At 59.1% G+C, this 24017-nt stretch carries 21 protein-coding genes and 5 pseudogenes; 7 read left to right on the forward strand and 19 right to left on the reverse strand.

All coding sequences use genetic code 11. The features are described from left to right. Positions 1-427: 427 nt before the first annotated feature. The 7 genes and pseudogenes from ACMX3H_RS01525 to ACMX3H_RS01555 all read right to left on the reverse strand — a co-directional run. Positions 428-793, reverse strand: a pseudogene (locus ACMX3H_RS01525) (UvrD-helicase domain-containing protein); the annotation flags it as partial. An 81-nt stretch (positions 794-874) separates the two neighbouring features. Further along, a complete protein-coding gene (gene yigB, locus ACMX3H_RS01530) occupies positions 875-1591 on the reverse strand; it encodes a 5-amino-6-(5-phospho-D-ribitylamino)uracil phosphatase YigB (RefSeq protein WP_415209536.1) in 717 nt (238 codons plus the stop codon). After that, a pseudogene (locus tag ACMX3H_RS01535) lies at positions 1591-2315 on the reverse strand (tyrosine recombinase XerC). The gene yigB and the pseudogene ACMX3H_RS01535 overlap by 1 nt, the downstream one beginning before the upstream one ends. Further along, positions 2312-3019: a DUF484 domain-containing protein gene (locus ACMX3H_RS01540; RefSeq protein WP_415209537.1), complete on the reverse strand. Its 708-nt coding sequence runs from the start codon at positions 3017-3019 to the stop codon at positions 2312-2314. Before ACMX3H_RS01540 ends, ACMX3H_RS01535 begins: the two are co-directional and overlap by 4 nt. Then, on the reverse strand, positions 3016-3840 hold the full coding sequence (gene dapF, locus ACMX3H_RS01545; protein ID WP_415209538.1) for a diaminopimelate epimerase: 825 nt from the start codon (positions 3838-3840) through the stop codon (positions 3016-3018). Before dapF ends, ACMX3H_RS01540 begins: the two co-directional genes overlap by 4 nt. A gap of 69 nt (positions 3841-3909) precedes the next feature. Then, the gene (gene lptM / locus ACMX3H_RS01550) at positions 3910-4131 is read right to left on the reverse strand and encodes an LPS translocon maturation chaperone LptM (RefSeq protein WP_415209539.1); all 222 of its coding nucleotides are present in this window, start codon (positions 4129-4131) and stop codon (positions 3910-3912) included. A gap of 140 nt (positions 4132-4271) precedes the next feature. Then, positions 4272-6824: a class I adenylate cyclase gene (locus tag ACMX3H_RS01555; RefSeq protein ID WP_415209540.1), complete on the reverse strand. Its 2553-nt coding sequence runs from the start codon at positions 6822-6824 to the stop codon at positions 4272-4274. A 288-nt stretch (positions 6825-7112) separates the two neighbouring features. On the opposite strand from ACMX3H_RS01555, the gene hemC reads away from it, so the two are divergent. From hemC to hemY, 4 genes are read left to right on the forward strand one after another with little or no spacing between them, the layout of a single operon-like run. Continuing rightward, complete coding sequence (gene hemC, locus ACMX3H_RS01560; protein ID WP_415209541.1) at positions 7113-8054, forward strand: hydroxymethylbilane synthase; 942 nt, start codon at positions 7113-7115, stop codon at positions 8052-8054. Then, positions 8051-8791: a uroporphyrinogen-III synthase gene (hemD, locus tag ACMX3H_RS01565; protein WP_415209542.1), complete on the forward strand. Its 741-nt coding sequence runs from the start codon at positions 8051-8053 to the stop codon at positions 8789-8791. Before hemC ends, hemD begins: the two co-directional genes overlap by 4 nt. Before the next feature lie 23 nt (positions 8792-8814). Then, a complete protein-coding gene (gene hemX / locus ACMX3H_RS01570) occupies positions 8815-10032 on the forward strand; it encodes a uroporphyrinogen-III C-methyltransferase (protein WP_415209543.1) in 1218 nt (405 codons plus the stop codon). Between the two features lie 3 nt (positions 10033-10035). Next, positions 10036-11328, forward strand: coding sequence for a protoheme IX biogenesis protein HemY (gene hemY, locus ACMX3H_RS01575; protein ID WP_415209544.1), 1293 nt, complete (start codon positions 10036-10038; stop codon positions 11326-11328). Positions 11329-11458: 130 nt separating this feature from the next. Here hemY and ACMX3H_RS01580 read toward each other — a convergent pair. From ACMX3H_RS01580 to ACMX3H_RS01625, 10 genes and pseudogenes are all read right to left on the reverse strand, one after another. Continuing rightward, positions 11459-12295: pseudogene (locus ACMX3H_RS01580) on the reverse strand (fumarylacetoacetate hydrolase family protein). Positions 12296-12858: 563 nt separating this feature from the next. Then, positions 12859-13668, reverse strand: a complete 810-nt coding sequence (locus ACMX3H_RS01585) for a class I SAM-dependent methyltransferase (RefSeq protein ID WP_415209545.1) — start codon at positions 13666-13668, stop codon at positions 12859-12861. A gap of 209 nt (positions 13669-13877) precedes the next feature. Then, positions 13878-14126 carry a biofilm development regulator YmgB/AriR family protein gene (locus ACMX3H_RS01590; RefSeq protein ID WP_415209546.1) on the reverse strand — a complete coding sequence of 83 codons (249 nt, stop codon included), beginning with the start codon at positions 14124-14126 and terminating at the stop codon, positions 13878-13880. 310 nt (positions 14127-14436) lie between these two features. After that, positions 14437-15327 carry a ketose-bisphosphate aldolase gene (locus tag ACMX3H_RS01595; RefSeq protein ID WP_415209547.1) on the reverse strand — a complete coding sequence of 297 codons (891 nt, stop codon included), beginning with the start codon at positions 15325-15327 and terminating at the stop codon, positions 14437-14439. 95 nt (positions 15328-15422) lie between these two features. Next, positions 15423-16250: a class II fructose-bisphosphate aldolase gene (locus tag ACMX3H_RS01600; protein ID WP_415209548.1), complete on the reverse strand. Its 828-nt coding sequence runs from the start codon at positions 16248-16250 to the stop codon at positions 15423-15425. An 11-nt stretch (positions 16251-16261) separates the two neighbouring features. Beyond that, on the reverse strand, positions 16262-17353 hold the full coding sequence (locus ACMX3H_RS01605) for a PTS fructose transporter subunit IIC (RefSeq protein WP_415209549.1): 1092 nt from the start codon (positions 17351-17353) through the stop codon (positions 16262-16264). 26 nt (positions 17354-17379) lie between these two features. Beyond that, positions 17380-17694 carry a PTS fructose transporter subunit IIB gene (locus tag ACMX3H_RS01610; protein ID WP_415209550.1) on the reverse strand — a complete coding sequence of 105 codons (315 nt, stop codon included), beginning with the start codon at positions 17692-17694 and terminating at the stop codon, positions 17380-17382. A gap of 24 nt (positions 17695-17718) precedes the next feature. Continuing rightward, positions 17719-18178 (reverse strand): annotated as a pseudogene (locus ACMX3H_RS01615) (PTS sugar transporter subunit IIA). Beyond that, positions 18165-19773 (reverse strand): annotated as a pseudogene (locus tag ACMX3H_RS01620) (BglG family transcription antiterminator). Before ACMX3H_RS01620 ends, ACMX3H_RS01615 begins: the two co-directional pseudogenes overlap by 14 nt. Positions 19774-20185: 412 nt before the next feature. Beyond that, positions 20186-20338, reverse strand: coding sequence for a hypothetical protein (locus ACMX3H_RS01625; RefSeq protein WP_415209551.1), 153 nt, complete (start codon positions 20336-20338; stop codon positions 20186-20188). A gap of 421 nt (positions 20339-20759) precedes the next feature. Here ACMX3H_RS01625 and ACMX3H_RS01630 point away from each other — a divergent pair, with 421 nt between their 5' ends. Then, positions 20760-21149 (forward strand): VOC family protein, encoded by a 390-nt coding sequence (locus ACMX3H_RS01630; protein ID WP_415209552.1) that lies wholly within the window; start codon positions 20760-20762, stop codon positions 21147-21149. Then, positions 21139-22761 carry a tRNA lysidine(34) synthetase TilS gene (gene tilS / locus ACMX3H_RS01635; protein WP_415209553.1) on the forward strand — a complete coding sequence of 541 codons (1623 nt, stop codon included), beginning with the start codon at positions 21139-21141 and terminating at the stop codon, positions 22759-22761. Before ACMX3H_RS01630 ends, tilS begins: the two co-directional genes overlap by 11 nt. Before the next feature lie 43 nt (positions 22762-22804). On the opposite strand, the gene rof is transcribed toward tilS, so the two are convergent. Next, positions 22805-23065 (reverse strand): Rho-binding antiterminator, encoded by a 261-nt coding sequence (gene rof, locus ACMX3H_RS01640; protein WP_025421126.1) that lies wholly within the window; start codon positions 23063-23065, stop codon positions 22805-22807. A 247-nt stretch (positions 23066-23312) separates the two neighbouring features. Here rof and ACMX3H_RS01645 point away from each other — a divergent pair, with 247 nt between their 5' ends. Next, positions 23313-23840 (forward strand): YaeQ family protein, encoded by a 528-nt coding sequence (locus ACMX3H_RS01645; protein ID WP_415209554.1) that lies wholly within the window; start codon positions 23313-23315, stop codon positions 23838-23840. 69 nt (positions 23841-23909) lie between these two features. On the opposite strand, the gene ACMX3H_RS01650 is transcribed toward ACMX3H_RS01645, so the two are convergent. Beyond that, a partial coding sequence (locus ACMX3H_RS01650) for a transposase domain-containing protein (protein ID WP_415209556.1) occupies positions 23910-24017 on the reverse strand: 108 nt, incomplete at its 5' end.

The following is a 24017-nucleotide window of genomic DNA, read 5'->3' on the forward strand; positions in this document are numbered from 1 at the left end:
TGWRSCSCYCGCSNGYMGTRRMKCNGAWTRKKCRKCWTSWYCMRCMANCAKCWCATKGNCNCGNCAKYAYCRGCNCRGCAWRMKSMWMCAGSCSKRYKSRRTYNGNYWGGYWTCCTGRWANNNGKCTWSMWRRATAYNTKGYSARGNCGCNCKCSRYMGKGKYGCMGNAAYWTKCSRCWTGYTNCRGMCRCAGMYCMTSGKCKYKCWNGCMKCMGMTMKRCMAMATCSMWYRGCSCGGCGNGNYCRCWGKYTNTCMTNGAKAKKCWTGRYRMRKAYGWKGCSWKNTCRMCWMMMSCRGSTKRYCSTMRCTKTCSASNATNCTGMRRAYSCWGMSSCWSRTNTKKCWTSCYGMYGRTRKRCNCRCAKCRSKYGGYGSGSCRGCCMMTGKWWSKYRYCGAKMYWCATGSCGCSSNTGNGNCNGKTKCMACAAACGCAGCTGATCCTCGCTGTCGAGGATCTGAAAATCCTGCGGCAGATTGGCATCCTGATGGTGGGCGCGCAGCAGGCGGTGGGCCAGCCCATGGAAGGTGCCGATCCACATGCCGCCCTGGCTGGTGCCCACCAAATGTTCGATACGGTGGCGCATTTCCGCCGCCGCCTTGTTGGTGAAGGTCACGGCCATCACTGAATAGGGCGAGCAGTTTTCAACCGACAGCAACCAGGCGATACGGTGCACCAGCACCCGGGTTTTGCCGCTGCCGGCGCCGGCCAGCACCAGTAAATTACCGCGCGGCGCCGCCACGGCTTCCCGTTGCTTGTCGTTCAAGCTGTTGAGCAAATCAGAAACGTCCATAGGTGGCCTTTAACATGCGAATGGGGAAATGCCGTCCGGCGGCGGCAAAAACACTGGTCATTTATACAGATTGAGTAGTGATTATAACAAGGCTGTCAGGGATACCAACCGCGAAATTTCCAGATGCGGTAATAGACGCGCGGCGGCGGCGGCGGCAAAATTACCGCCGCGATCGTTGATCCAGCAGGCCTGCATCCCGTAGCGAATGGCGCCGGTGACATCCGCCTCCAAATCGTCGCCCACGTGCAGAATACTGCGGGGCGGCACATTTAACCGCGCCGCCGCCAGCGCGTACATATCTTGCCAGGGCTTGGCGCGGCCGTCCGGGCCGGCGCGCAAAATATGGCGAAAATAGCCCGCCAGTCCGCAGGACTCGGGGGAGGCGTTGCCGTTGGTTATCGCAACCAGCGGCCAGCGGGCGCTGAGGGCCGCCAGCGTGCTGTGGGTTTCCGCCGGCACGTCTATTTGGCTGCGCCAGCGCAGGACCACCTCCATGGCAGCATCGGCGCCGACGCGCGCCTCGCGCTCGCTGAGCCCCGCGTTTCGCATCGCCAGTTCGATCGAGCGCCAGCTCCAATGGCTCACATCGTGGTAAATCTCCGGCTCGCGCTGACGCAATTCGCGGCGCAATCGTTGATAATCGTCCTGTCCCAGACAGCGTAGCGCGGGGTGGTACTGCTGTAGAAATTTCACCGACTCGTATTCGGTACGGGCAATCACCGGCCGATTATCGTAAAGCGTATCATCAAGATCAAAGGTTAACGCGCGCAGCTCTCGCAGAGGGCGATAGAAATGCATCAGGTTTTTCCCCGTTTGGCTCGTGGGTGCGCGGCATCGTACACCGATGCCAGATGCTGGAAATCAAGGTGGTATAGATCTGGGTGGTGCTGAGGTTGGCGTGGCCGAGCAGCTCTTGCACCGCGCGCAGGTTGCCGCTCGACTCCAGCATATGGGTGGCGAAGGGGTGGCGCAGCTTATGCGGATGGATATGACTATTTACCCCCTGTTTCACGCCCCATTCGGCAAAACGTTTCTGCACGTTACGCGCGGAAATACGTCCTCCGCGCTGGGCGATAAACACCGTGTCGTCCTGAGGCGCGTAGCGGTCACGCAGCGCCAGCGGATCGTGGGTGTCGATATCCAGCAGGTGGTCAACTTCGTCGACATCCATATTTTTCGGCAGATGCCGGCCGTGGCGCGGCGCGGGAACACCTCGCGCCGGGTTTGCGTCCAACTGACCGATGCTCACCAGCCAGTCCAGAAAGCTGCGCAGCGCGGAAAGCCGCAGCGCTAGACTGGCGGCCTGTAACCCCTGGCGCTTGCTGCGGGTGGCCAACGCGCGCACCTGGCTTACCTCCAGCTGCCGCCATTCCGCCAGCCCCATCTCGGAAGCCATGGCGATGAGGGTGGCCAACTGCCGCTGATAACTTTCCCGCGTTTTGGCGCTCAAGTGCCGCTCCACCCGCAAATATTGTAGGAAGGCATCTACCTGCGGCCAGAGCAGAGAGCGGGTGTCGGTCATGCCCGGCTGATCCAGCGTTCCAGCAGGTCCGGTAACAGCGTGGCCAGTTGCTGTAATAATACCGTTCCCATGCCGTCCTGGAAATGCTGGCTGTCGCGGCTGGTAAACATGAGCACGCCGAGGGAGCCGTCATCCCCGAGCAGCGACATGGCGACGGAGCCCACCTGCCGCACCTGGGGCAGCAGCAGCAGCAATTCAGGGCCGTTCAGCTTGCCGAGATAATGATTGCATTGGCCGAGACGCTGGATCCGTAGCGGCTCGAACGCGCTGCGCGCCAGCGCCAAATGCGTGAACCCCGACGGGGCGCCCAACTGCCATTGGTCGCTAAACAACCGCACATGCGCCCCCGCCAGTCCCAGGCCGCGCGCCCAGCGCCGCTGCAGGCGATTAAGCAGCTCCTGCAAACTGTCTGCCGCTGCCAGATCGGATTGCAACCGCAGTAAGCGGTTGAACAGCGGCTCATTGGTGCTCGCGTGTTCCATCAAACGGGTAATATCGTCTTCCAACTGCTGGATATGGGCACGCTGGCGCCCCAGTTGCCATTCCAATAGGGAGACGCAGCCGCGCACTGGATGCGGCACCACCATCTGCTCCACGATCCGGGCATTGCGGATAAAGAAATCCGGGTGGGTGAGCAGATAGTGCACCACCTGTTTGTCATCCAGCGTTTGCGCGCTGTCCGCCTGTTCGCCGACTTGCTTCATAGATGAATAAATCCGTCATAGATATGGGTGGCGGGTCCGGTCATATACAGCGGATGTCCCGGCCCGCGCCAGCTGATGGCGAGCCGGCCGCCGGGAAGGTCCACCTGCACCTGTTCCGCCAATTGGCCCTGCGAGATCCCCCCCGCGACCGCGGCGCAAGCGCCGCTACCGCAAGCCTGGGTTTCACCCGCGCCGCGTTCATAGACCCGCAGGCGGATATGCCCGCGGTTCAACACTTGCATGAAACCGATATTGGCCCGTTCCGGAAAGCGCTCGTGACTCTCAAGCACCGGCCCGAGCGTCAGCACCGGAGCGCTCTCCACGCTGTCCACGGCAATCACGCAGTGTGGATTGCCCATGGAGACCACGCCGCACAGCACCGTCTGATCCGCCGCGTGCATGATATAGGTTTTCTCAGCTTTGGCTGCGCGAAACGGCACCTGCTGTGGATCGAAATTCGGCTCGCCCATGTTAACGCGCACCATATCGTCCTCGGTGACGGTCAACACCATGCGCCCCGTCTGGGTACTGACGTGGATGTCGCGTTTGTTGGTCAGATTCTTCATGCGCACGAAACGGGCAAAACAGCGTGCGCCATTGCCACATTGCGCCACTTCGCTGCCGTCGGCGTTGAATATACGATAATGGAAATCCAGTTCCGGATCATAGGGCGGTTCCACCACCAACAGTTGATCAAATCCCACGCCGCAATGCCGGTCCGACAGACGGCGGATCATCTCGGGTGAGAAATAGACATTTTGCGTCACGGCATCCACGACCATGAAGTCGTTACCCAGGCCGTGCATTTTGGAGAACTGCATATCCCACTCCGCTGAGTAGCCGATAGCGCAGCATAGCACGTCTGCCGGCAGGAAGCGACTGCGTCGCGATTACGGCTGTTCGGTCCCGACGGCGGCACTGCTGCTATCATCCCCGGGCGAGGCGGTCTGCACCGGAGACTGGGTCGAGGACGGCGTGGTCGTCAGCTGATGCTTCTGTTCGCTTTTATCCGCTTTGTCCGCCGGCGGAAAATAAAGGGGGCCTTTCAGGCCGCAGCCGTACAGTCCCAGCAGCATCAACCCCAACGCCGCGCGGCGCAATTCGCTTTTCATTTCACCCATTACCTATTGTTCATCCGTCTCAGCTTCCTATCATCGCAGTTGGCATATGAAAAGCAACAGCAATTGTGGTTTACAAGCGACGCGGCGGGCGCGAAATGGCAGGCGCGGGGAACGCGTGCCCCGCCGGCGGATTAGCTGCTGCGGGCGTTTTGCGCCAGCGGCGGCGCGCCATTTTCAAACGGCGTGGCGCACAAATGGGAGAGCACGCTGCTGCGAAACGGCACGACCTGAATACGGCCGTCCAGATTCATAATCTGATAGAACTGCGGCAAATTGAAATTGATGAAGCTGGAGCCGTAGGTGAACCGGTCGTGGGACGAGGAGTAGAACCGGCTGACGTCGCGCACCAGCTCCTCTTTGCTGCCTTCGCAATGATGATAGGCTTCCACCCGATTGGTTTCATCGAGAATATAGATATTGAATCCGCTGTCGTCGGTGGTGTCTTCAAAAAAGAACTGGATGATACCTTCGCTGGCGAACCCGTCCACGACTGGCGGCAGATGGATCTGCTCGGTCTCCATTTGGATGGACAGCCCGTGCAGTTTATTGTTGGAAATGGCGCCGTAGAATTCCACCGCGTTTTCCAGCTTCTGCACCGAAACGCTTAGGCGCTCGAAAAACAGCCCCCAGGTCTGTCCCTCCACACGCACCGCCTTGAACCGCGCTGGGTCTTGGCGGGTACTGGAGAGACGTAGCTCGATACATTCGGAAACCAACTGCTGCACCCGGGTGCGGATAAGCCCGCGTAAATACTGGCTGTAACAGAATACCTCCACCGTATCCGGCGGCGCGGCGTCCTGATGCATTTTGCCGAGAATGGTTTTCAACGCTTCCAGCACCGCCAGCTCGCCGCTGAAATGCAGGGTGCGCACTTCATTCCACGAGTTGCGATAAAGCAGATCGATGCTGCCCACCAGACACTGTTGCTGCTGGCCGAAGCTGAAAACGTCCAGCTTACGGAAATCGAAATGCACCACTTGATTGCGGAATACCGCAGTGGGATCGTGTTCCAGATTGACGATAATCGCCAGATGACGAATTTCGCACGGGCTGTAGAGCGCCTTGGGGGTCGGGGTCGGCACCCGCAACGGGAAGTGGCCTGCGACATCGGCGATGAGCTCATTCAGTTTGGCTCTATCGCAGGTATCGCTGCCCTTGATATGCACTTGGGTCGAGTGGGTCAACAGCCCGTTAAACCAGGCCCAGGCAACCAGTTTATTGAGATAGAGGTTATATTCCAGCGGCTGGTGGCTGATGATGGAATCCATCGACGGCGACTGGTTGTATAAATACCAGCCGGTGCGGTTGGCGCGACCCTGCGGCACGTGTATGAACGTCAGGTGCGGCTCCGACAGATCCGGCGAGATCTGCGGATTAAGCAACGTCACTTTGCCCGGCGGCGCCTCGAAGGCCGCATACAGCTTGCGGGTCAGCACGCCGATATCCTGCGGGCTGGCGCTGACGCTCAAGTTGTTGCGGCGGGCAAACCGGATCAGATTGCGGTAACTCTGCATCATGGCGTCCAGCAGCTCGTTATGCGCTTCACGCACCTGGCCTATCTTCCAGTTGGCGCGATCGTCCAGCATTTTCAGCCGCGCCTCATCCCAACCCCAGCTCGTCACCAGCTGCGTCAGGATCTCACGCCGCCAGGGGGTGCCCGTCGGATCCTGAGACAATTTTTCGCATACCTTCAGATAAAAGCAGCGGCGCACCAAGTCCAGCCGCGTCATATCGTTTATCTGGGTCAGGTAGTACGTCACCCGTTCTAGCATCATGCAGTAGGGATCGAGGCCGAAGGACACGATTTCGCCGTCATGCAGCCGCTGTTTAATCTTCATCGCCAGCAGTTCGGTATGGGGATATTCCCAGGAGTAGGCTTCCAGCAGCAGGGTTTTCAGCACCGCCTTGTAGGGGGAGTCGATGCTTTTATACAACTGCCACAGGCTGGCGCCGAAATACTCTTCCGCGGACAGGGTGCCGAGGCCCCCCAAATCCAGCCACTCGTTGGGTGTCAGCGCGCCGCGGGCGTACAGCGACAGAACATATTCGTCGTAATGAGCCTCTTCGTCCCCCGGCACCATGTTCCACAGGATACGCTTACCGTCCATGCGCACGGCGGTGCGATAGAATTCATCCAGCAACAGGATATGCTGGGTGGAGCCGCAGTCCTCGTCGCCTAAACTGCCGCTTTCGTTATGGCGAAAACGGTTTTCATCTATCAAGAAGAAGTTGACGTCCACGCCCTGGCGCGTCGCCCACTGTTCCAGCAGGTGGCACTTGCGCTGTAACTGGGCGCGTTCTTCGTTGTCCAGCCAGGATTGGTGACACACCCAGATGTCGAGATCGGAATTGGCGTTCTGGCCGATGGAAGAGGTACTGCCCATTGAGTAAACGCTGGTGATCGGCTGCTCGCCGCTATCCGGCGCCGCCACCGCCGCGCCGGCCAGGCGGCCGATATCGTCAAGCCAGGCGCGCTGCGTTTCGTCGGGGGTATAAAAACAGATGCCGTGGGGCACATTACCGTCCAGGTAACCCGGAAGCATCGGATGATGAAAATGTAGTAAGGTTGGCAGCAGACTGTATACGTGTTGAAAATCCGGCCCCATGGCCGCCAACGCGCGATCCACCCGAAGTTGGTTAATCGCGTCCAGTCTCTGTTTCAAGGTCTCGATATAGAAGTACAAGACGTCTCGCCTGATTATCCCGGTGTTAGAAAAACCCGTTTCTCCACCCGACCGGCGTAGTGAGTAGTAGAATTATTGGCCGGTAAATGCTGGAAACGTGATCAATTTAACACCTTGCTGATTGACCGTAAAGAAAGTTAAGCTATCCATCGAGTATAGCACTTTCCCCAACGGCAACTTGTTATTCCTTTTTTCTCCCTTCCCGCCTCGCTTAGCCGCCGCCGAAAACTGACAGTGCTTCATTATCGGTGTTAGGATGGTGGGTGAATGATAAAATCGGTAATGACTATGCAAGACAACCTTCTCAAAATCGCCACCCGACAGAGCCCTCTGGCGCTTTGGCAGGCGGGGTACGTGCGCGATGCATTGCTGCGCCACCACCCGCATTTGCAGGTGGAGCTGGTGCCCCTGGTGACCCGTGGCGACATCATCCTTGATACCCCGCTGGCAAAAGTGGGCGGTAAGGGATTGTTCATCAAAGAATTGGAACGGGCGCTCCTGGAACATCGCGCCGATATCGCCGTCCATTCGATGAAGGATGTTACGGTCTATTTTCCCGACGGTCTGGGACTTTGTGTGCTGTGCGACCGCGACGATCCGCGCGACGCCTTCGTTAGTCCGCATTACGCCAATCTTGACGCGCTGCCGCCAGGGGCGATTATCGGCACTTCAAGTCTGCGCCGGCAGTGCCAGCTGCGCGAACGGCGTCCTGATTTGCAGGTACGCGATCTGCGCGGCAATGTCGGCACGCGGTTGGCGAAACTCGATCGGGGCGACTTTGATGCCGTCATCTTGGCGGTCGCCGGTCTGAAACGGCTGGGTCTGGAGGATCACATCCGTCAGGCCATCGATCCTGCGGACTCGCTGCCTGCGGTAGGTCAAGGGGCGGTCGGCATCGAATGCCGTCTGGATGATGCCCGCACGCTGGCGCTGCTGGCGCCGCTGCATCACCGGGAAACCGCCCTGCGCGTCGGTGCAGAACGCGCCATGAACGCCCGCCTGCAGGGAGGATGCCAGGTGCCTATCGGCAGTTATGCCGTGCTCGACGGCGACGAAGTCTGGCTGCGCGCCCTGGTGGGCTCGCCGGACGGCACCACCGTCATCCGCAGTGAAGGGCGGGCGCCGCTGGCGCAGGCGGAGCAGCTCGGCCAGCGCCTGGCTGACGATCTGCTGGATCGCGGCGCCCGCGCCATTTTGGCCCAGGTTTATCAGGACGACTCGCCGCAATGAGCATCCTCGTCACCCGCCCATCGCCCGCGGGCGAACAGCTGGTGAACAGGCTGCGCGCCCGCGGCAAATCCGCTTGGCATCTGCCGCTTATCGACTTTACCCCCGGCAATGACCTGCCGCATCTTCCGCAACGCCTCGCCGATCTGTCTGCCGGCGATTTATTGTTTATCGTCTCACAGCATGCAATCAACTACGCCCACCCCTGGCTGACGCAGCAGGGCGTCAGTTGGCCGGCCGGGTTGCACTATTACGCCGTGGGGCGCAGCACCGGCCTGCGGCTGCACGGTCTGAGCGGATTGCCGGTCAGCTACCCCGACGAGGGAGAAACCAGCGAGGATTTGCTGCGTCTGCCGGCGTTGGCGTGCATCGACGGCAAGCGCGCGCTTATCCTGCGCGGCAACGGCGGACGGGAAGTGCTGGAGCAGACGTTGCGCCAGCGCGGCGTGCAGACCACCTATTGCGAATGCTACCGCCGCAGCCCGATACATTATGACGGCGAAGAGCAGGGTCGGCGTATGCGGACGCTGGGCATCGACACGCTGGTAATTACCAGCGGCGAAATGTTACAACAATTCTATACTTTAATGCCTGAATACTATCGCCGCGCCTGGCTGATGTCATGCCGGTTGATAGTGGTCAGCGAACGTTTAGCCATGCTTGCCCGCCAATTGGGCTGGACGGACATCGTCGTAGCGAACGCGGCAGACAACGATGCATTGATGCGCGTATTGCTCTAAATTTAATCATGGGACAGGCCAACATGACGGAACACACTACTCCAACGATCCCGCAGGATGACGCGACCAGGAAAGCAGATAGCCCGCATGCTTCGACCCCGCTTTCCGGCGACGCCGAGCCACGGCCCGCAGCACCCTCGTGCGCCGCGGGGGGGAAGATTCCGCCCGTCGGTAACGGCAAACCGGGCAAAACGGCCACAGGCCGCCGGCCGCTGGCGCTGATACTGGCGGCGCTGGCCCTGGTCATTGCCGTTTTGCTGGCGGTTGGCGTCTATATCGCCGCGCGTCAGCAGGCGCATCAACAAGAGGCCACGCGCGCGCAGCTGCAGGCGAGTCTCGATGAGCTCAATCAGGCGCAGCAGACGCAACGCCAGCAATACCAGGAGTCACTGGCCGCCCAAAGGCAAGCGCTCGACGCTGCGCGGGCGCAGCGGGAGGTCCAGGGGCGCGAGCTGGAGGATTTGCAGAACAAACTGACGGCAATCACCGGAACTAACACCAATACCTGGCTGCTGTCGCAGGCGGATTTTTTGGTGAAAATGGCCGGACGCAAATTGTGGAGCGACCGGGATGTCGTCACCGCCGGCGCATTGCTGAAAAGCGCTGACGCCAGTCTGGCGCAAATGAACGATCCCAGCCTCACCGAGGCGCGGCGCGCGATCACCGAGGATATTGGCACGCTGGCCGGCGTCAGCCAGATAGACTTCGATGGCATTATCCTGAAACTCAACCAGTTGACCAACCAGGTGGATAACCTGCGGCTGGCGGATAACGACAGCGATGAATCCCCTATGGATAGCGATAGCGGCGAATTATCGGGGTCAATTCAAGAGTGGCGGCAGAACCTCAGCAAAAGCTGGCATAATTTCATGAACGATTTTATTACCGTGCGCTGCCGCGATACCGGCGCCGAACCGCTGCTGGCACCGAATCAGGATGTCTACCTGCGGGAAAATATCCGCGCCCGGCTGCTGGTCGCCGCCCAGGCGGTGCCGCGCCATCAGAATGAAATCTATCAGCAGTCGCTGGATTCCGTGTCCACCTGGGTGCGCGCCTATTTCGATACCGACGATGCCAATACCCGCGCTTTCCTGAGCCAGCTTGACGCTTTGGGCCAGGAGGATATCACCATGAACCTGCCGGATAGCCTGCAAAGCCAGCCGCTGCTGGATAAACTGATGCAGACCCGGGTACGCAATCTGCTGGCCCAGCCGGCGGCCCCCGCCGCACAGGGAGAATAAGCGATGATCAAGGTCTTATTGCTGTTCATCCTGCTGTTCGCGGGCATTATGCTCGGCCCGCTGGTCGCCGGTCATCAGGGATATGTGCTGATCCAGACCGATAATTACAATATTGAAACCAGCGTCACCGGTCTGGTGATTATTCTGATCCTGACGTTTATCGTTTTGTTTATCATCGAATGGGCAATCCGCCGGCTGTTTCGGACCGGGGCGCGTACCCGCCGCTGGTTCAACGGCCGTAAAAATCATCGCGCCCGCAAGCACACCCGGGCGGCGCTGATGAAGCTGGCCGAAGGGGATTACCGTCAGGTGGAAAAACTCCTGGCGCGCAACGCCGATCACGCCGACCAGCCGGTGGTCAACTATCTGCTGGCGGCGGAAGCCGCGCAGCAGCGCGGGGACGATTTACGCACCAATCAGTACCTGGCCCGCGCGGCGGAAGTGGCGGACAACGATCAGCTACCGGTAGACATTACCCGGGTGCGTATCCAACTCGCTCGCCATGAGGATCATGCCGCCCGCCACGGCGTCAACCGTCTGCTAGAAACCGCGCCGCGCCATCCCGAAGTGCTGCGCCTGGCGGAACAGGCGTTAATTCGCACGCACGCCTGGCAATCGCTGCTGGATATTCTGCCGGCAATGCGCAAAGTTCAGGTGTACGACGAGGCGACAATAAATCGCTTACAGTATCAGGCTTTTAACGGGCTGATGGACCAGATCATGGAAAATCAGGGCAGTGAGGGGCTGAACCGCTGGTGGCGCGATCAAAGCAGGAAGGTGCGCAACGACGCCTCCCTACAGGTGGCGTTGGCAGAACATCTTATCGAATGCAACGATCACGACACCGCGAAGCGTCTCATTGTTAAGGCGCTTAAACATCACGCTGACGATGAACTGCTGCCGCTGCCGCCGCACCTGAAGAGCGGCGACCCCGAGCAGGTGGAGAAAGCGCTGCGGCTGCAAATCCGTCAGCAGGGGGACACGCCGCTTTTGAGCAGTACGCTGGGGCAGTTGTTGATGAAACGCGGCGAATGGCAGGCCGCGGCCGACGCCTTTCGCGCCGCGCTTAAGCAGCGCCCGGATGCCCATGATTACGCCTGGCTGGCGGATGTGCTTGACCGGCTGCATAAGCCGGAAGAGTCGGCGCAGATGCGCCGCGAGGGTTTGATGCTGACGCTGGCAGCGCCGCCAAGCAAAACGCCCGCCCCGGCCGACGCGGCCCTCGCCGCCCAGACGCCGGCGGACGACGCCCGGGCCGAGCCGGTTAAAACGCCCCCCGCCGATCCCCGCCCTTAAGGCCGGCTTGCCGGAGCGCGATGCCGCTCCGGCTATGGCGCCTACCTCCCTGAGCAGAGTGCCGCATTGTCCCTTGCTTCCCTGCTGGCGCGAGAGGCCGCTTTGTCTATGACGCTGGCGCGGCCGTTCGTCAGTCCTGCACCGTCAATTGCCGCTGCTCGCCGAGCCCCTCAACGCCCAACCGCAGCCGCTGGCCGGCCCACAAGAAGACCGGCTGCGGTTTTTGCCCCATCCCCACCCCCGGGGGCGATAATATCGCCCGGCAACAGACACATGAACCGGCTCAGGTAGCTGATAATCTCTTTGACGGAGAAAATCATCGTCGCCGTGGACCCCGCTTGGTAGCGCTTACCATCCACTTCCAACCAAAGCTGCAGCGCCTGTGGATCGGCGATTTCATCGGCGGTCACCAGCCAGGGACGGATGGGACCGAAACTGTCATAGCCCTTGCCTTTATCCCAGGTCCCCCCTCGCTCCAGCTACCAGTTCCGCTCACAGACACATCGTTCACCACGCAGTAGCCCGCCACGTGCCGCAGGGCGTCTTGTTCGGGGATATCTCGGCCGCCTTGACCGATCACCACGCCAAGCTCCACCTCCCAATCGGTTTTTAGCGAGCCGCGCGGGATATGCTGCGCATCAAAAGGACCGCTGATAGCGGTGATCCATTTATTAAATACGATAGGCTCGGTAGGGATTGCCACACCGGTTTCGGCCGCATGATCGGCATAATTCAACCCGATACAGACGAATTTACCTACCCAGCCGACGCAGGGGCCAATGCGTGGATCGCCCGCCACCTTTGGCAGCGTAGCGGGATCCAGGGCGCGCAGGCGGGCAAGCGCCGCCGGCAATAACGTCTCGCCGGCGATATCCTCTATCTCTCCGGCGAGGGAGCGCAGTTGGCCGTCCCCATCCAAGAGTGCCGGACACTCTTCGCCCGGCGGACCGTAACGTAATAGCTTCATCTATCGCCTCCTTGCCGGCGAGTGAAATAGCCGGCGAGTGAAATAAAAGCGCTGAAGACCCGCACCAGACGGCGGGCCTATCCTTTAGTGCAGCTTGACGAAAATTGCCTGGCGATGAAAAATGACCGGGCAGTGCATTTTTGCTTTCTACCAACTTGTATTTATAGCAAAACGCCTCACGGCGTAGGGAATTTGCTTACTGGCCGGGGGCCGGAACAGGACGTTCCAGGTGCCACCGGCTTTTTTTATCTGTACCCGCAGAGCTAAGCCCACCCACGGGATAGCCTTCCCAGGCCAACAGCGGCGCATTTGGTCGCGAATAAACTTACTCTGCCCACCAGCGCGCAGCAAACGGCATGTTATTTCCGTACGGGCGTGAGAGACTACCCCCCACCTAACGGCAGGCTAATTCCCGCACGGGCGTAAGAGCCTAGCACCCCCACCAAACGGCAAGGCTTATTCCCGTACCGTCGTGAGAGCCTAATACCACACAGCAAACGGCGTCCGCATTCCCGCACAGGCGTACGGGGCATACCGCCGGCGCGACCTCAAGCGCTATTGCGCTAACGCCGGGCCGGTAGCCATATGGCCAGCAACGCCCGGTTTTTGCGCCCACCAAACGTCCAGCGATCGTTTTCCACAATCGGCTGTCCCGCCGGCAAGCGCGCGAGGATATAAGCAATCATCTGCGCCAGCGCTTCATCGCTTAATTCATGCAGGATTGAGCGCCCGGTACGGCCGCGCAAATCCGCTGCCAACGCGGCGCTATCGGCGTACTCGCGCCGCGTCTCCCACAGGGTGGTGGTCGGACACAGTTCAAATCCCGCCGCCGTTAACGCCGCCTCAATCGCCGCGCGGGCGGGGCGACGCTCCCTTTCAAAGGCGGCCAACTGCGGGAATAGATCGAAAAACCAGCCGCGCATATGATCGGGCGATCCCGGCAAGAAGACATCTTCCGGCGTCCGATCCTGAATCAGCAGAAGTCTCCCCGGCGCGAGGATGCGCCATGCTTCATGCAAGAACGGGTGCGGCGGGTCGAAATGGTGAATGAGGGCGCGGGCGAAAACGATATCCTGACTGGCGTCCGCCAGCCCGGTAGCGACCGCGTCGCCCTGCACAAACGAGACATTGGTCAATCCCTGCACAGTTTCCTGCGCATCTTGCAACATCTGCGCGGAAAAATCGACGCCGGTAACCTGCCGGGCGCCCAACCCGGCCCAGGCAGCGCTATAAATGCCGCCGCCGCAGCCGATATCGGCAATCGCTTTACCGGCGGGATCCATCCGCTGTTGAATAAAATCTCCCCAGCCGGCATGAGCTACGCGGCGGGCATAGGTATATTGATTAGAGCCAGCATGAAAATCGATTGCCATCTGTACACCTCGCAAGCGGATGAAGCACGCGCCGCGAAAAGACGCGGCAAGGATTATCCTAGCCGGGGCGCGTAGCACAAGCTTAACCAGGCGTCGCCTGATCACGTCGGCGCCTGCCAGTGCAGCATAGAAACCCTGAGGCGCCTGCCCTGCGCCGCAGAAGAGCATTGTACCGCGCGGTCGGCGACGGCACACGCCAGCGCAATGGGTCAAATATCGTCCATGACGCTGGTATGCATGAAGCTATTCAACGCCTCGCGATAGCGATCCTGCATTTGCGGATCATGTTCGGTTTCCAGACGCTCAAGCAATACCGCCAAAATCAATTTATGGGTGACGGGACGGCCGGTCAATTGTATTTCATCAATAATCGTCGGCAGCAGACCGTCCGCCCCGGCGGCCGGAAGCGTCGCTGCAGAGGCGATCGGCTGTTCCGTTTCAACGTTTACGCTGCTCATGAAGTCTCTCTTAAGTCACCTGCCGCCGGCCTTGCCGCGGTAGATAAAGGCGTTGTTTACGATGGTAGTCGGGAAAGCTTGCGCCGCCGCCATTGGCTATAACACCGGTGGCAGCGAATTAACTTTAGACGGGGTTAGCGGCTTTTCAACACCACCGGTAAAAAATACTTTTCCTGCGGGGAATGGACTCACCGCGCGGCTTTTGCCGCCCGTCAACGCGGGGTGGCAGGGTCGTGGATCCGGCCAGTTTGGCGGCCCATTGCCCCCGCCCACCGGTTGACGGTGGCCATCGTGCAATGCCGTGGAGGCCTTAGTAAAGATCGGCCTTACCGAGGGAGCCAAACAGCGCCATTTTGTTGCGAATCACCTCGCGAGCCGCCAGAATCGGTTCTGGATAAATCACGTTAGGATCCCACCAACTTTCCCGGCTAAGTATCTCGCGCGCTTTTTGGAAGTAAGCAAACTTCATATCGCTGGAAATATTGATTTTGCCCACCCCCAGGGTCACGACCTCCGCTATTTCGGCGTCCGGATTGGATGACCCGCCGTGCAGTACCAGCGGGATCGACACACGCTGTGAAATATCGCGCAGAATATGCATCTGCAGCGCCGGCTTAACATCCTTCGGATAAATACCGTGCGCAGTCCCGATGGCCACCGCCAGCGTATCCACACCGGTGCGGGTGACAAAATCCTGCGCCTGCGCCTGCGCCTGCGCCTGCGCCTGCGCCNGNGNNNNATCGGTATAGGTGACTTTCGACACCCCGCCCTCGACCGAATTGCCGGTCTGGCCGATAGTGCCCAACTCCCCCTCCACCGACACCCCGACCGTATGCGCCAGCCGCACCACCTCGCGGGTTAGCGCCACATTTTCCTCATAGGGCAGCAGTGAGCCGTCGATCATCACCGACGTGAATCCGCATTGAATAGCGCGTTGCACATGTTCGATAGAAGCGCCGTGATCCAAATGCAAGACAAAGGGCATTGGACTTTTCAGCGTTCTTTCGCGTACATAGGTGAAAAAGGTGTCGGTGACAAAATCATGTTCGCTGGGATGAATGGAAATAATAGCCGGGGTACGGGTGGCTTCCACCTCTTCCACCACCGCGCGGATAAAGCAGCTATCGGCCACGTTGAAAGCCCCGATGGCGAAACGATGCTCGCGGGTCGGCTGCAGGATGTCGTTCATGGAAATCAGCATGATATCTTCCTTCTGGGTTGAATTGCGGATAAAAGTGGCCCGCACCGGCGCCGCAGCGCCGATGGACAGGACGAAAAGGGTGATGCCGGCCGGGGTCAGGCTTTATGGGCCGGCCCGGACCAGCCGAGATACTCGGCCAGGACTTCCTGGCAAGCGGATTCCATCAACTGCAACAGATCAGCCAGTTCGGCATCGGGATGCTGACGCAGCCCGTCGTGGAGCGCGGTTTTACCGGCCTGGGCCACCGCGACGCCGACATTAATCTTTGCTACGCCGTGCTGGCTGAACCGGCGAATATCCTCCGGCCGGGTGCCGCTGCCGCCGTGCAGCACGAACGGCACGCTCGATGCATGGTGGATTGCCTCCAGCCGCTCAAAATCCACCTCCGGCGTGACGCCCGGCGGATAGAGACCGTGTGCGGTGCCCACCGATACCGCCAGCAGATCGATGCCCATCTGGCGGAGGAAAGGCTCGACATCCTCCACCGCGGTCATCATCTGCCGCGCATCGGCGATATGGCCCAGCTCGCCCTCCACGCAGACGCCGTCGGTCGCCGCCAGTTGCACCACCTGGCGCGTCTGGCGAATGTTCTTCGTCAGCGGCTGGCTGGAGGCATCGATCATCAGCCCGCTGAAGCCGGCGCGAAATGCCTGACCGATGATCGCGGCTTCGCTGCCGTGATCCAGGCTCAGCGTCACCGGTACGGCGGCCTCATCGGGCAGCGCGCGTACCAGCGGCACCGCCACCCGCGGCGGCAGATGGCCGCAATGGCCCTGGTAGAGATTGAGGATCACCGGCGCCCGCTGCTGCTCGGCGGCGCGAATGGTGGCGCGCGGGGTTTCCAGATTGAAACAGTTGATGGCTAACAGCGCGTACCGACGCCGGCTGGCGTCAGCCTGCAAATTCTTCATGGCGGCAAACATGGCGACTCCCGTTATTCCAAAGTGAATTTGATGTCTTCGTCCCACACGGTCCTATCTTCTACATCATCGAACTCCTCATCCGCCTCGGTGACCCGTTTCTTTAAAAGCGACAGCATGACGCCGCAAATGACGGTCCCGATACCGAGGGCCAGGCAGAACATCGCCGGCCGGGTAAACAGCGGCACGACGAACATCCCACCGTGCGGCACCGGCGACTCGACGCCCCAGACCATAATCAACCCGCCCGCAATAGCCGAGGCCACGACGCACGACGCCACGACCCGCAACAGATCCCGCGCCGCGATGGGGATAATCCCTTCGGTTATCATGCAAATCCCCATGGGAAACGCGGCCTTGAGCGCTTCTTTCTCCGCCCGGGTATATTTGTACCGCGTGAGCAAAAACGAGAGGGTGATGCCAAACGGCGGAATGATGGAGCCGACGAATTTCACCGCTTCCGAACCATAAATACCGTCCACCAGCAGACCGTCGGTGAACAGCGGCATGGTTTTATTGACCGGCCCGCCGAAATCGAAGGTGGCCATCGCGCCCAGAATGGCGCCCATCAGGAAACGCGATCCGCCCTGCATCGACTCCAACAGGTGGATCAGTGCCTTTTGCAGCCAGACGATAGGTTGACCGATGAAGGTCATCATCAGCAGTCCGGCGATGATAGTGCTCAGCACCGGCAGGATCATCACCGGCATCAACCCCTGTATCGACGCCGGCAGCTTAATCACCCGACGCAGCAGGAGTACGGTGTAGCCCACCAGAAAACCGTCGAGAATGCCGCCGATAAACCCGGTCTGAATCTGCCCGCAGATAAAACCGACGATAAGCCCCGGAGCGAAACCGGGTCGATCGGCGATGGAGTAGGCGATCACGGCGCTAATCAGCGGCACGATAAGCCCCATACCCCATCCCCCGATCTGGTTAAGCATCCAGGGCACGCTACCGGTCTTTTGGCCGACGTCCGGCCCACCGATGACCTGTCCCAGCGCGATACAGATCCCCGCCGCGGCAATCAGCGGGATCATCCAGGAAATGCCGGTCAACAGATGCCCTTTAATGACAGTGCCCGTGTTATGTTGGCTAACGTTCATGATGTGGCTCCCGAAGCCGTTGGTAATCAGGCACGTTCCAGCGAGCCGGCCACTTTTTCCAGGAATTTGACCGGTGATTTGATCACCACGTCGGTTTTGACCCGCACCAACCGTTTGCCTTTAAAGCGCTCCTCGCCGTTGATTTTGATATCGACCGCCAGGATCACCACATCGGCGGCGGCGATCGCCTCCGGCGTCAGCGAATTTTCGGTACCAATGGTCCCCTGGGTTTCGACCTGGATGTCATAATTCAGCGCACGGGCGCCCTTAATCAGTTTTTCGCGCGCAATATAGGTATGCGCGATGCCTGCCGTGCAGGCGGCGACACAAACGATTTTCATATTCGACCTCATAGGGTTGCAGGGTTAACAAAGGTCGGTCTCTGTGTACTGACTGAACAACGCAATGATGTTATTGGCGTCCGTTTCCGTTAATAGCCGGTCGATGACATCGTCATCGGCCAGCGCCGCCGCCACCTGCGACAGTAGACGAATATGGGTGGTGTTCTGATCCTCGAGACGTACCGCGAACAAGATGATGCAGCGCACTTTGCTGCCGTCGAGGAATATCCTGCGCGGTCTGCCCGATAGCCAGCGTGGTCTGTTTCACCGCCTGGGATTTACCGTGCGGGACAGCAATATGGTTTTCAAAGCCGGTGGAGCCCTCGGCCTCACGCTGCCAAACGTCTTGAATAAAATCCTCTTTGCAGGTCAGGGCGCCATCGTCATATAACAGATCGGCCAATTCCTGGATGGCGTCCTCTTTATTGGTCGCCTGCATGTTCAAGTTGACGCGCCGCTGCGTAAGAATCTTATTGATGTCCATCCTCTACCTCACCACAATGTGAATAATTAATTGGCTCCGCCACCGAGGACGGGATAACCGCATGCTGCAACGTGCTGGCGATGACTTTTTCGGTGACGCGTTTAATATCGTCGTCATTGAAAAAGGCCGAAACATACACAATCGGGATGCTTTCCTCCCGCAAATGAATGGTGGAGACAATCAATTCGATCGGCTCCTGGCGGCAAAACGCATCCATATTGCTGGCGGAGACCACGCCGGCGATCACCCAATCGGGAAAGGCGCGAAAAATACGGCTTTTGAGTAAATGAGAGGTGCCTACCCCGCTGGAGCACACCACCAAAATACGTTTATGGGCGATCTGCCGCTCCAGCGCCGCCTGGAAATAAATGGTCAAATAACCTATTTCGTCTTCGGCGATAAGCTGTAAACCAAACAGAGCGCAAACCTGATGAATAGCTTTATCGGTTTGCTGATAGATATCCGGCAATTCGATCTTAATATCTTCAAGCAAAGGATTATGGATGCGAATATGATATTTCAGGCGATTAAGCAAGGGGCGAACATGAATAAGCAGCCCATCATAAAGCAACCTGTCGGAACGCAAATCGATATTGATCAAAGACGAAAATGCGTCAATTAAATGCAGCGTTAACCGGTGTGACTCCCCATTAAAAAAATGACTATGGGGTTGCCGGCCATCCGCCCCTTCCTCCATAACAATACTCGATGAAATAATATACTGATAAATAAACCACACCTCTTCGGCAGGTAGCGGATGGACGATACGCGCTTCTATTTTTTCAATCATTTCACGGGCGATAGAAAATATATGATCATCAACCTGCCTGGCCTCTATTTTCTCCGCCATCGCCAACGCATTTCCCTGCGTCATACGGTGCATCATAATTAAAATATGGGTGAAGATATTAATGTAGTAGGGTTCGCCGAGCGGGTATCCGAGCCGCAGCTCCATTTGCTGCAGCAACTGTTGCACGAAAAGAACGTCTTCAGCGCCAAAATAATCCGTCAGCGCTTTGTAGCTGCCGGGATCGAGCCGCGAATGATTGATCATCCCCGGCTCCCTGTGATTCGTGATATCGTTAATCAGCGACACCATGGCCTGGCGTACATTGTTCTCGCTGCCCTCGATATGGGTGCCGCTCTGGCTGCGCACCAGCNGTCAACCCCAGCGGCTGCATCCAGCCCTCTATAATTTTGAGGTCGTTAACGATCGATGCGCTGCTGATGAAGTAGCGCTCCGACAGCTTGCTGATGGAGGTCTCGCGCGGCGTCTCGCTCAATAGCTGGGAGGCGATTTTGATCCGCCGCGACTTATTGGCCAGCGCCTCGGTGAAACCGTCCTCGGGGATGACCTGCTGCTCTAACAGCATTAACCGCTGACGGTCGTCCGCCTGCAGCATAATCCCCATACCGGCCTTTTTGTCTGAAGCAATATTCCACACAGAAAGGAAGGCCTCGATAAACTGCAGATCGCGCTGGACCATTTTTTTCGAAACCGCCAGATAGCGGGCGATAGTTTTAAACGCAACATATTCTTGATGCTGGAGTAAATAACTCAGTAATTTATTTTGCCGAGTAGTAAGCGTTTGCATCATAGTGACCTTTTACGAGGTTGCCTGAATTCTGCTCATTATCTCATCGTTATATCATCTTCCTTTATTACCGTCTTAATCAGGCGATAAATACAGCTGGCATAGTGAATAATCTAGTCGGACGCGGCAAAAGCAACAATACTAAAGCTTGTCCACCCGTCAGGACAAAAGATAAAAGGTGGCGGAAAGGGGATTTATTTGAAATAAAAATCACGTTTAGGAGGAATAATAATGTGACATTGTCCGCAACTATTGCCAATTAATCGCCAAAAACCGGATAAATAAATTATCCCCGACGCCCACCCGCAGGAGCGACATCGCCCGCTGCCGTCATCGACCGGGAAGATGTTTCGACAGCCATGAGACACGCCTGGCGCCGCCAACGGCGGTGGGCCTCCTGCGGCCGAGCGTCTTACCGGCAAAAAAAGCCCGGCCATGGCCGGGCGGGTTGCCGTTGCGACGTCGCAAGGCGTGGCTGTCTCATTTGGCGAGAGTAAGCGCCCCGTGGAGGACGTCTTGAATTATTGGTGGGTTTATTGTATAGCCCGGTAAGAATATGTTCCACTACGATGCCTAGTGAACCCGCATCCTATAAGGGACGGCTGTCAGATCATGGATAATCCGGCGATGATAGTGTCCACTTAAATTTTAATGGACACTATCACAAACTTCAGAACCATTAATTTCATATCACTCAAACCGGGATGGGAATAAAAGTTATTAAAATCAATACAATGTGAAAATACAATGAGCATAAGCGTGTAACGTAGGTTTACTGTCTCGTACAACAAACCCACCAATAATTCAAGACGTCCTCCACGGGGCGCTTACAAATAAACCGCCACTTGGTGGTTGGCATGGGCACAACCGCCCTGTACGACGCGTGGGAAAATTGGTACAAAGGCGGGGACGCCGGCTGCGGGCGGGACGGCGGCGGCGCGGGTAGCCGCCGTCGGGATACAGAACGGAGACGGGGATCTTAAAACATGATTAGCCTACAACGGATGCACCATATCGCCATCATCGCCAGCGATTATGCCCGCAGTAAACATTTTTACTGCCAGGTGCTGGGCTTTACGCTTATCGGCGAACATTACCGCGCCGAACGGGACTCCTGGAAAGGGGACTTGGCGCTGCGGGGGGAGTATCTTATTGAGCTGTTCTCCTTTCCCGACGCGCCGGGGCGGCTTAGCCGGCCGGAAGCCCAGGGGTTGCGCCATTTAGTCTTCAGCGTCGCCGATATCGATCGGGCGATTGCCAGCATTGAGGCCGACGGCGTGGCCTGCGAGCCGGTGCGGGTTGATGCGCTCACCGGCAAGAAATTCACCTTTTTCACCGATCCCGATCGGTTACCGCTGGAGTTGTATGAAGCCTGATGTCGGTGGGCAGGTGCAGGCGCTGCGCCGCCTTGTCACAGCCCGTGTCGCGCCTTATCGCGCGCTGCTGCTGGCCTTCAGCGGCGGGCTGGATTCCACGGTGTTGCTGGATGCCCTCACCGCGCTGCGCGACGGCGATGACGCCCTGGATGGCGTAGACGCGCCGGCGCTGCGGGCGGTTCATGTCCATCATAGATTGAGCCGCCACGCCGATCGTTGGGCCGCCCATTGCGCGCATGAATGCCGCCGGCGCGACGTCGCGCTTAGCACGGCGCGTGTGGTGCTCGACGGGACGCCCGAGGGCATTGAGGCGGCGGCGCGTGACGCCCGTTATCAGGCGCTGGCGGCGACGCTGGTGGACGATGAGGTGTTGCTTACCGCCCAACATCAAGACGATCAGGCGGAAACGCTGCTGCTGGCGCTTAAACGCGGTAGCGGTCCGGCCGGCCTGGCGGCGATGGCGGCGGATGCGCCATTTCGCGGTCGCCGCTTGGTGCGGCCCCTGCTGGAGTGCGGCCGGGCGGAGCTGGAAGCATACGCCCGTGCACGCGGGCTCCGCTGGATTGAGGATGACAGCAATAGCGACCTGCGGTTCGACCGCAATTTTTTGCGCCTGCGGATCCTGCCGCCCCTGCGGCAGCGCTGGCCGCAATTTGCCGCCGCCGTGGCGCGCAGCGCGCAGCTTTGTGCCGAGCAGGAACGGCTTTTGGATGAACTGCTGGCGGAGACTCTGGAGGCGCTTACCCAGCCGGACGGGTCGCTGTGCTTGACGGCGCTAACGGCGATGAGCGATATTCGGCGCGCGGCCATTTTACGCCGCTGGTTGGCCAACCGCGGCGTGAGAATGCCCTCACGCCAACAATTGGCGCGTCTGTGGCAAGAGGTGGCGCTCAGCCGGCGCGATGCGGTTGCGCACATGCAGCTCGACGACCGGCAGGTGCGACGCTTTCGCGACCGTCTTTATGTGCTGCCGCGATTGCTGGCGCTTTCCGATGGCGTGGCGATATTACCCTGGCCGACGCAAAGCGAGGGGCTTACGTTGCCCGCGGGGCTGGGAACGCTCTATCGACGCCCGGTGGGCATCAACAGCGTGGCGCAGGGCAAACCTATCGCGCCACCGAAGTGCGACAACGCCCTCGGGGGGCGCCTGGACGGCGGCGCAGCGTTCGCCGCCGCTGATGCCAATATCGCCGCGGACGACGACGTCGCCGAAGGGGGTATTATCGTCGTCAATGCCGACGGTGCCGGCAGTGTGGCGGCGCCCGAGGCTGTCGTGCGCGCACCGCTGCCCGACGAACGGGTATCGGTGCGCTTTGGCCCCGTGCGCGGTCTGCTGTATATCACCGGACGACGCCGCGGGCGAACATTGAAAAAAATCTGGCAAGAACTGGACATTCCGCCGTGGCGACGCGGCAGCACGCCGCTGCTGTTTTATAATGACCAGCTCATCGTGGCGCTGGGGGTATTCGTCACCTGGGAAGGCGCGGCGCGGGAATCGGAGGCGCAATGGCATCTGTTTTGGCTGGCGGACAGCACTGACGCAAAAGCCGTCGCGCCAGAAGACGGTGGGCAGGACGACGTGGTATCAATTGAGGATAGCGGAAGCAATTAACGGTAAGCGGGCAGCCGTAGCGGCCCGCGCAAGGGAGAGGGAATTATTCTGCGCTGACCACCACGGTGCCCAACTCGGGATGGGTGAAGCTGGCAATGTGATCCAGCCGGATGTCCTGGCTGACACCCGCCTGTTCGATAACCAGATACTCAACGCGCTTTCTCGACAGCATTTCGCGTGCCGCGCCGGTCACTGTTTCCCCATTACGGAGCGTAAGGTTCAATACCCAATGGCGCGTACAGGCGAGCTCAAGATTATCGTAATCATCACAGTTAATGGGCTGATATTCTTCATTCATAGTCATAAGCGCTCACCTACATTTATTGGGCGGTAAATGCCGCCTGTTCCCTGAGGAAGGATACACCGCGAATCACCGGTAATCCCGCACATCAATCAACAGTTATTCCTTAAACGACTAAAGCACAGAGCGCCCCCATTCCTGGAAGAAAAGGCGGCGGATTCGCGGGCAAACGGCCCGGAAACCGGCGCAGCTGGCCGCCGACCGGCCAAGTTGAGTACACTGCCATCATAAACGATAAAGGGAAACCACAATGGCGCTGAAATCTACCGTCCACAAAGCCACGGTCAATATTGCCGACATGGACCGTTATTATTATTCTGAAGCCAATCTGGTACTGGCGCAACACCCCTCGGAAACCCCGCCACGCCTGATGTTACGGCTGCTGGCATGGCTTTGCCATGCGGACGAACGTCTTGAATTTACCCGCGGGCTTAGCGCGGAAAATGAGCCCGCGCTGTGGTTGCGAAATGACCATGGCGAAGCGGAATGGTGGATCGAACTGGGCTTACCGGACGAGAAGCGCTTACGCAAAGCGTGTCACCAGGCCCGTCAGGTGGTGCTGTACGCCTATAATGCGCGTGCCGCTCGCGTCTGGTGGCAGCAAAACCAGCCGCTTTTGTCTACGCATGGGAATTTGTCGGTACGGTTTATCGACGATGGGCAGCTAAACGCGCTGGCGAATCTGGCGCAGCGCAATATGGTGCTGCAGGCGACGCTACAGGAGGGGCTAATCTGGCTATCGAACGCCGATAGTCAGCTGGAAATCGCCTTCGAGTAATGGCAGTAGCGCGCGCATCAGCGCTGACGCGGTGACTGGGTAAGCGTACGCCCAGCGCCGTATTGACAGTTATTCAGCAGGGATGGTGAGGTTCCACGGCAGGAGCTCTTTGATTTTGTTGATGGGATGATCCGCGATAATCGCCAGCACATGGCGCAGATACGCTTCCGGCTCCAC

The organism is Sodalis sp. (in: enterobacteria) (assembly GCF_047607725.1).
In the GTDB taxonomy this organism is placed as follows: Bacteria; Pseudomonadota; Gammaproteobacteria; order Enterobacterales; family Enterobacteriaceae; genus JBLKSS01.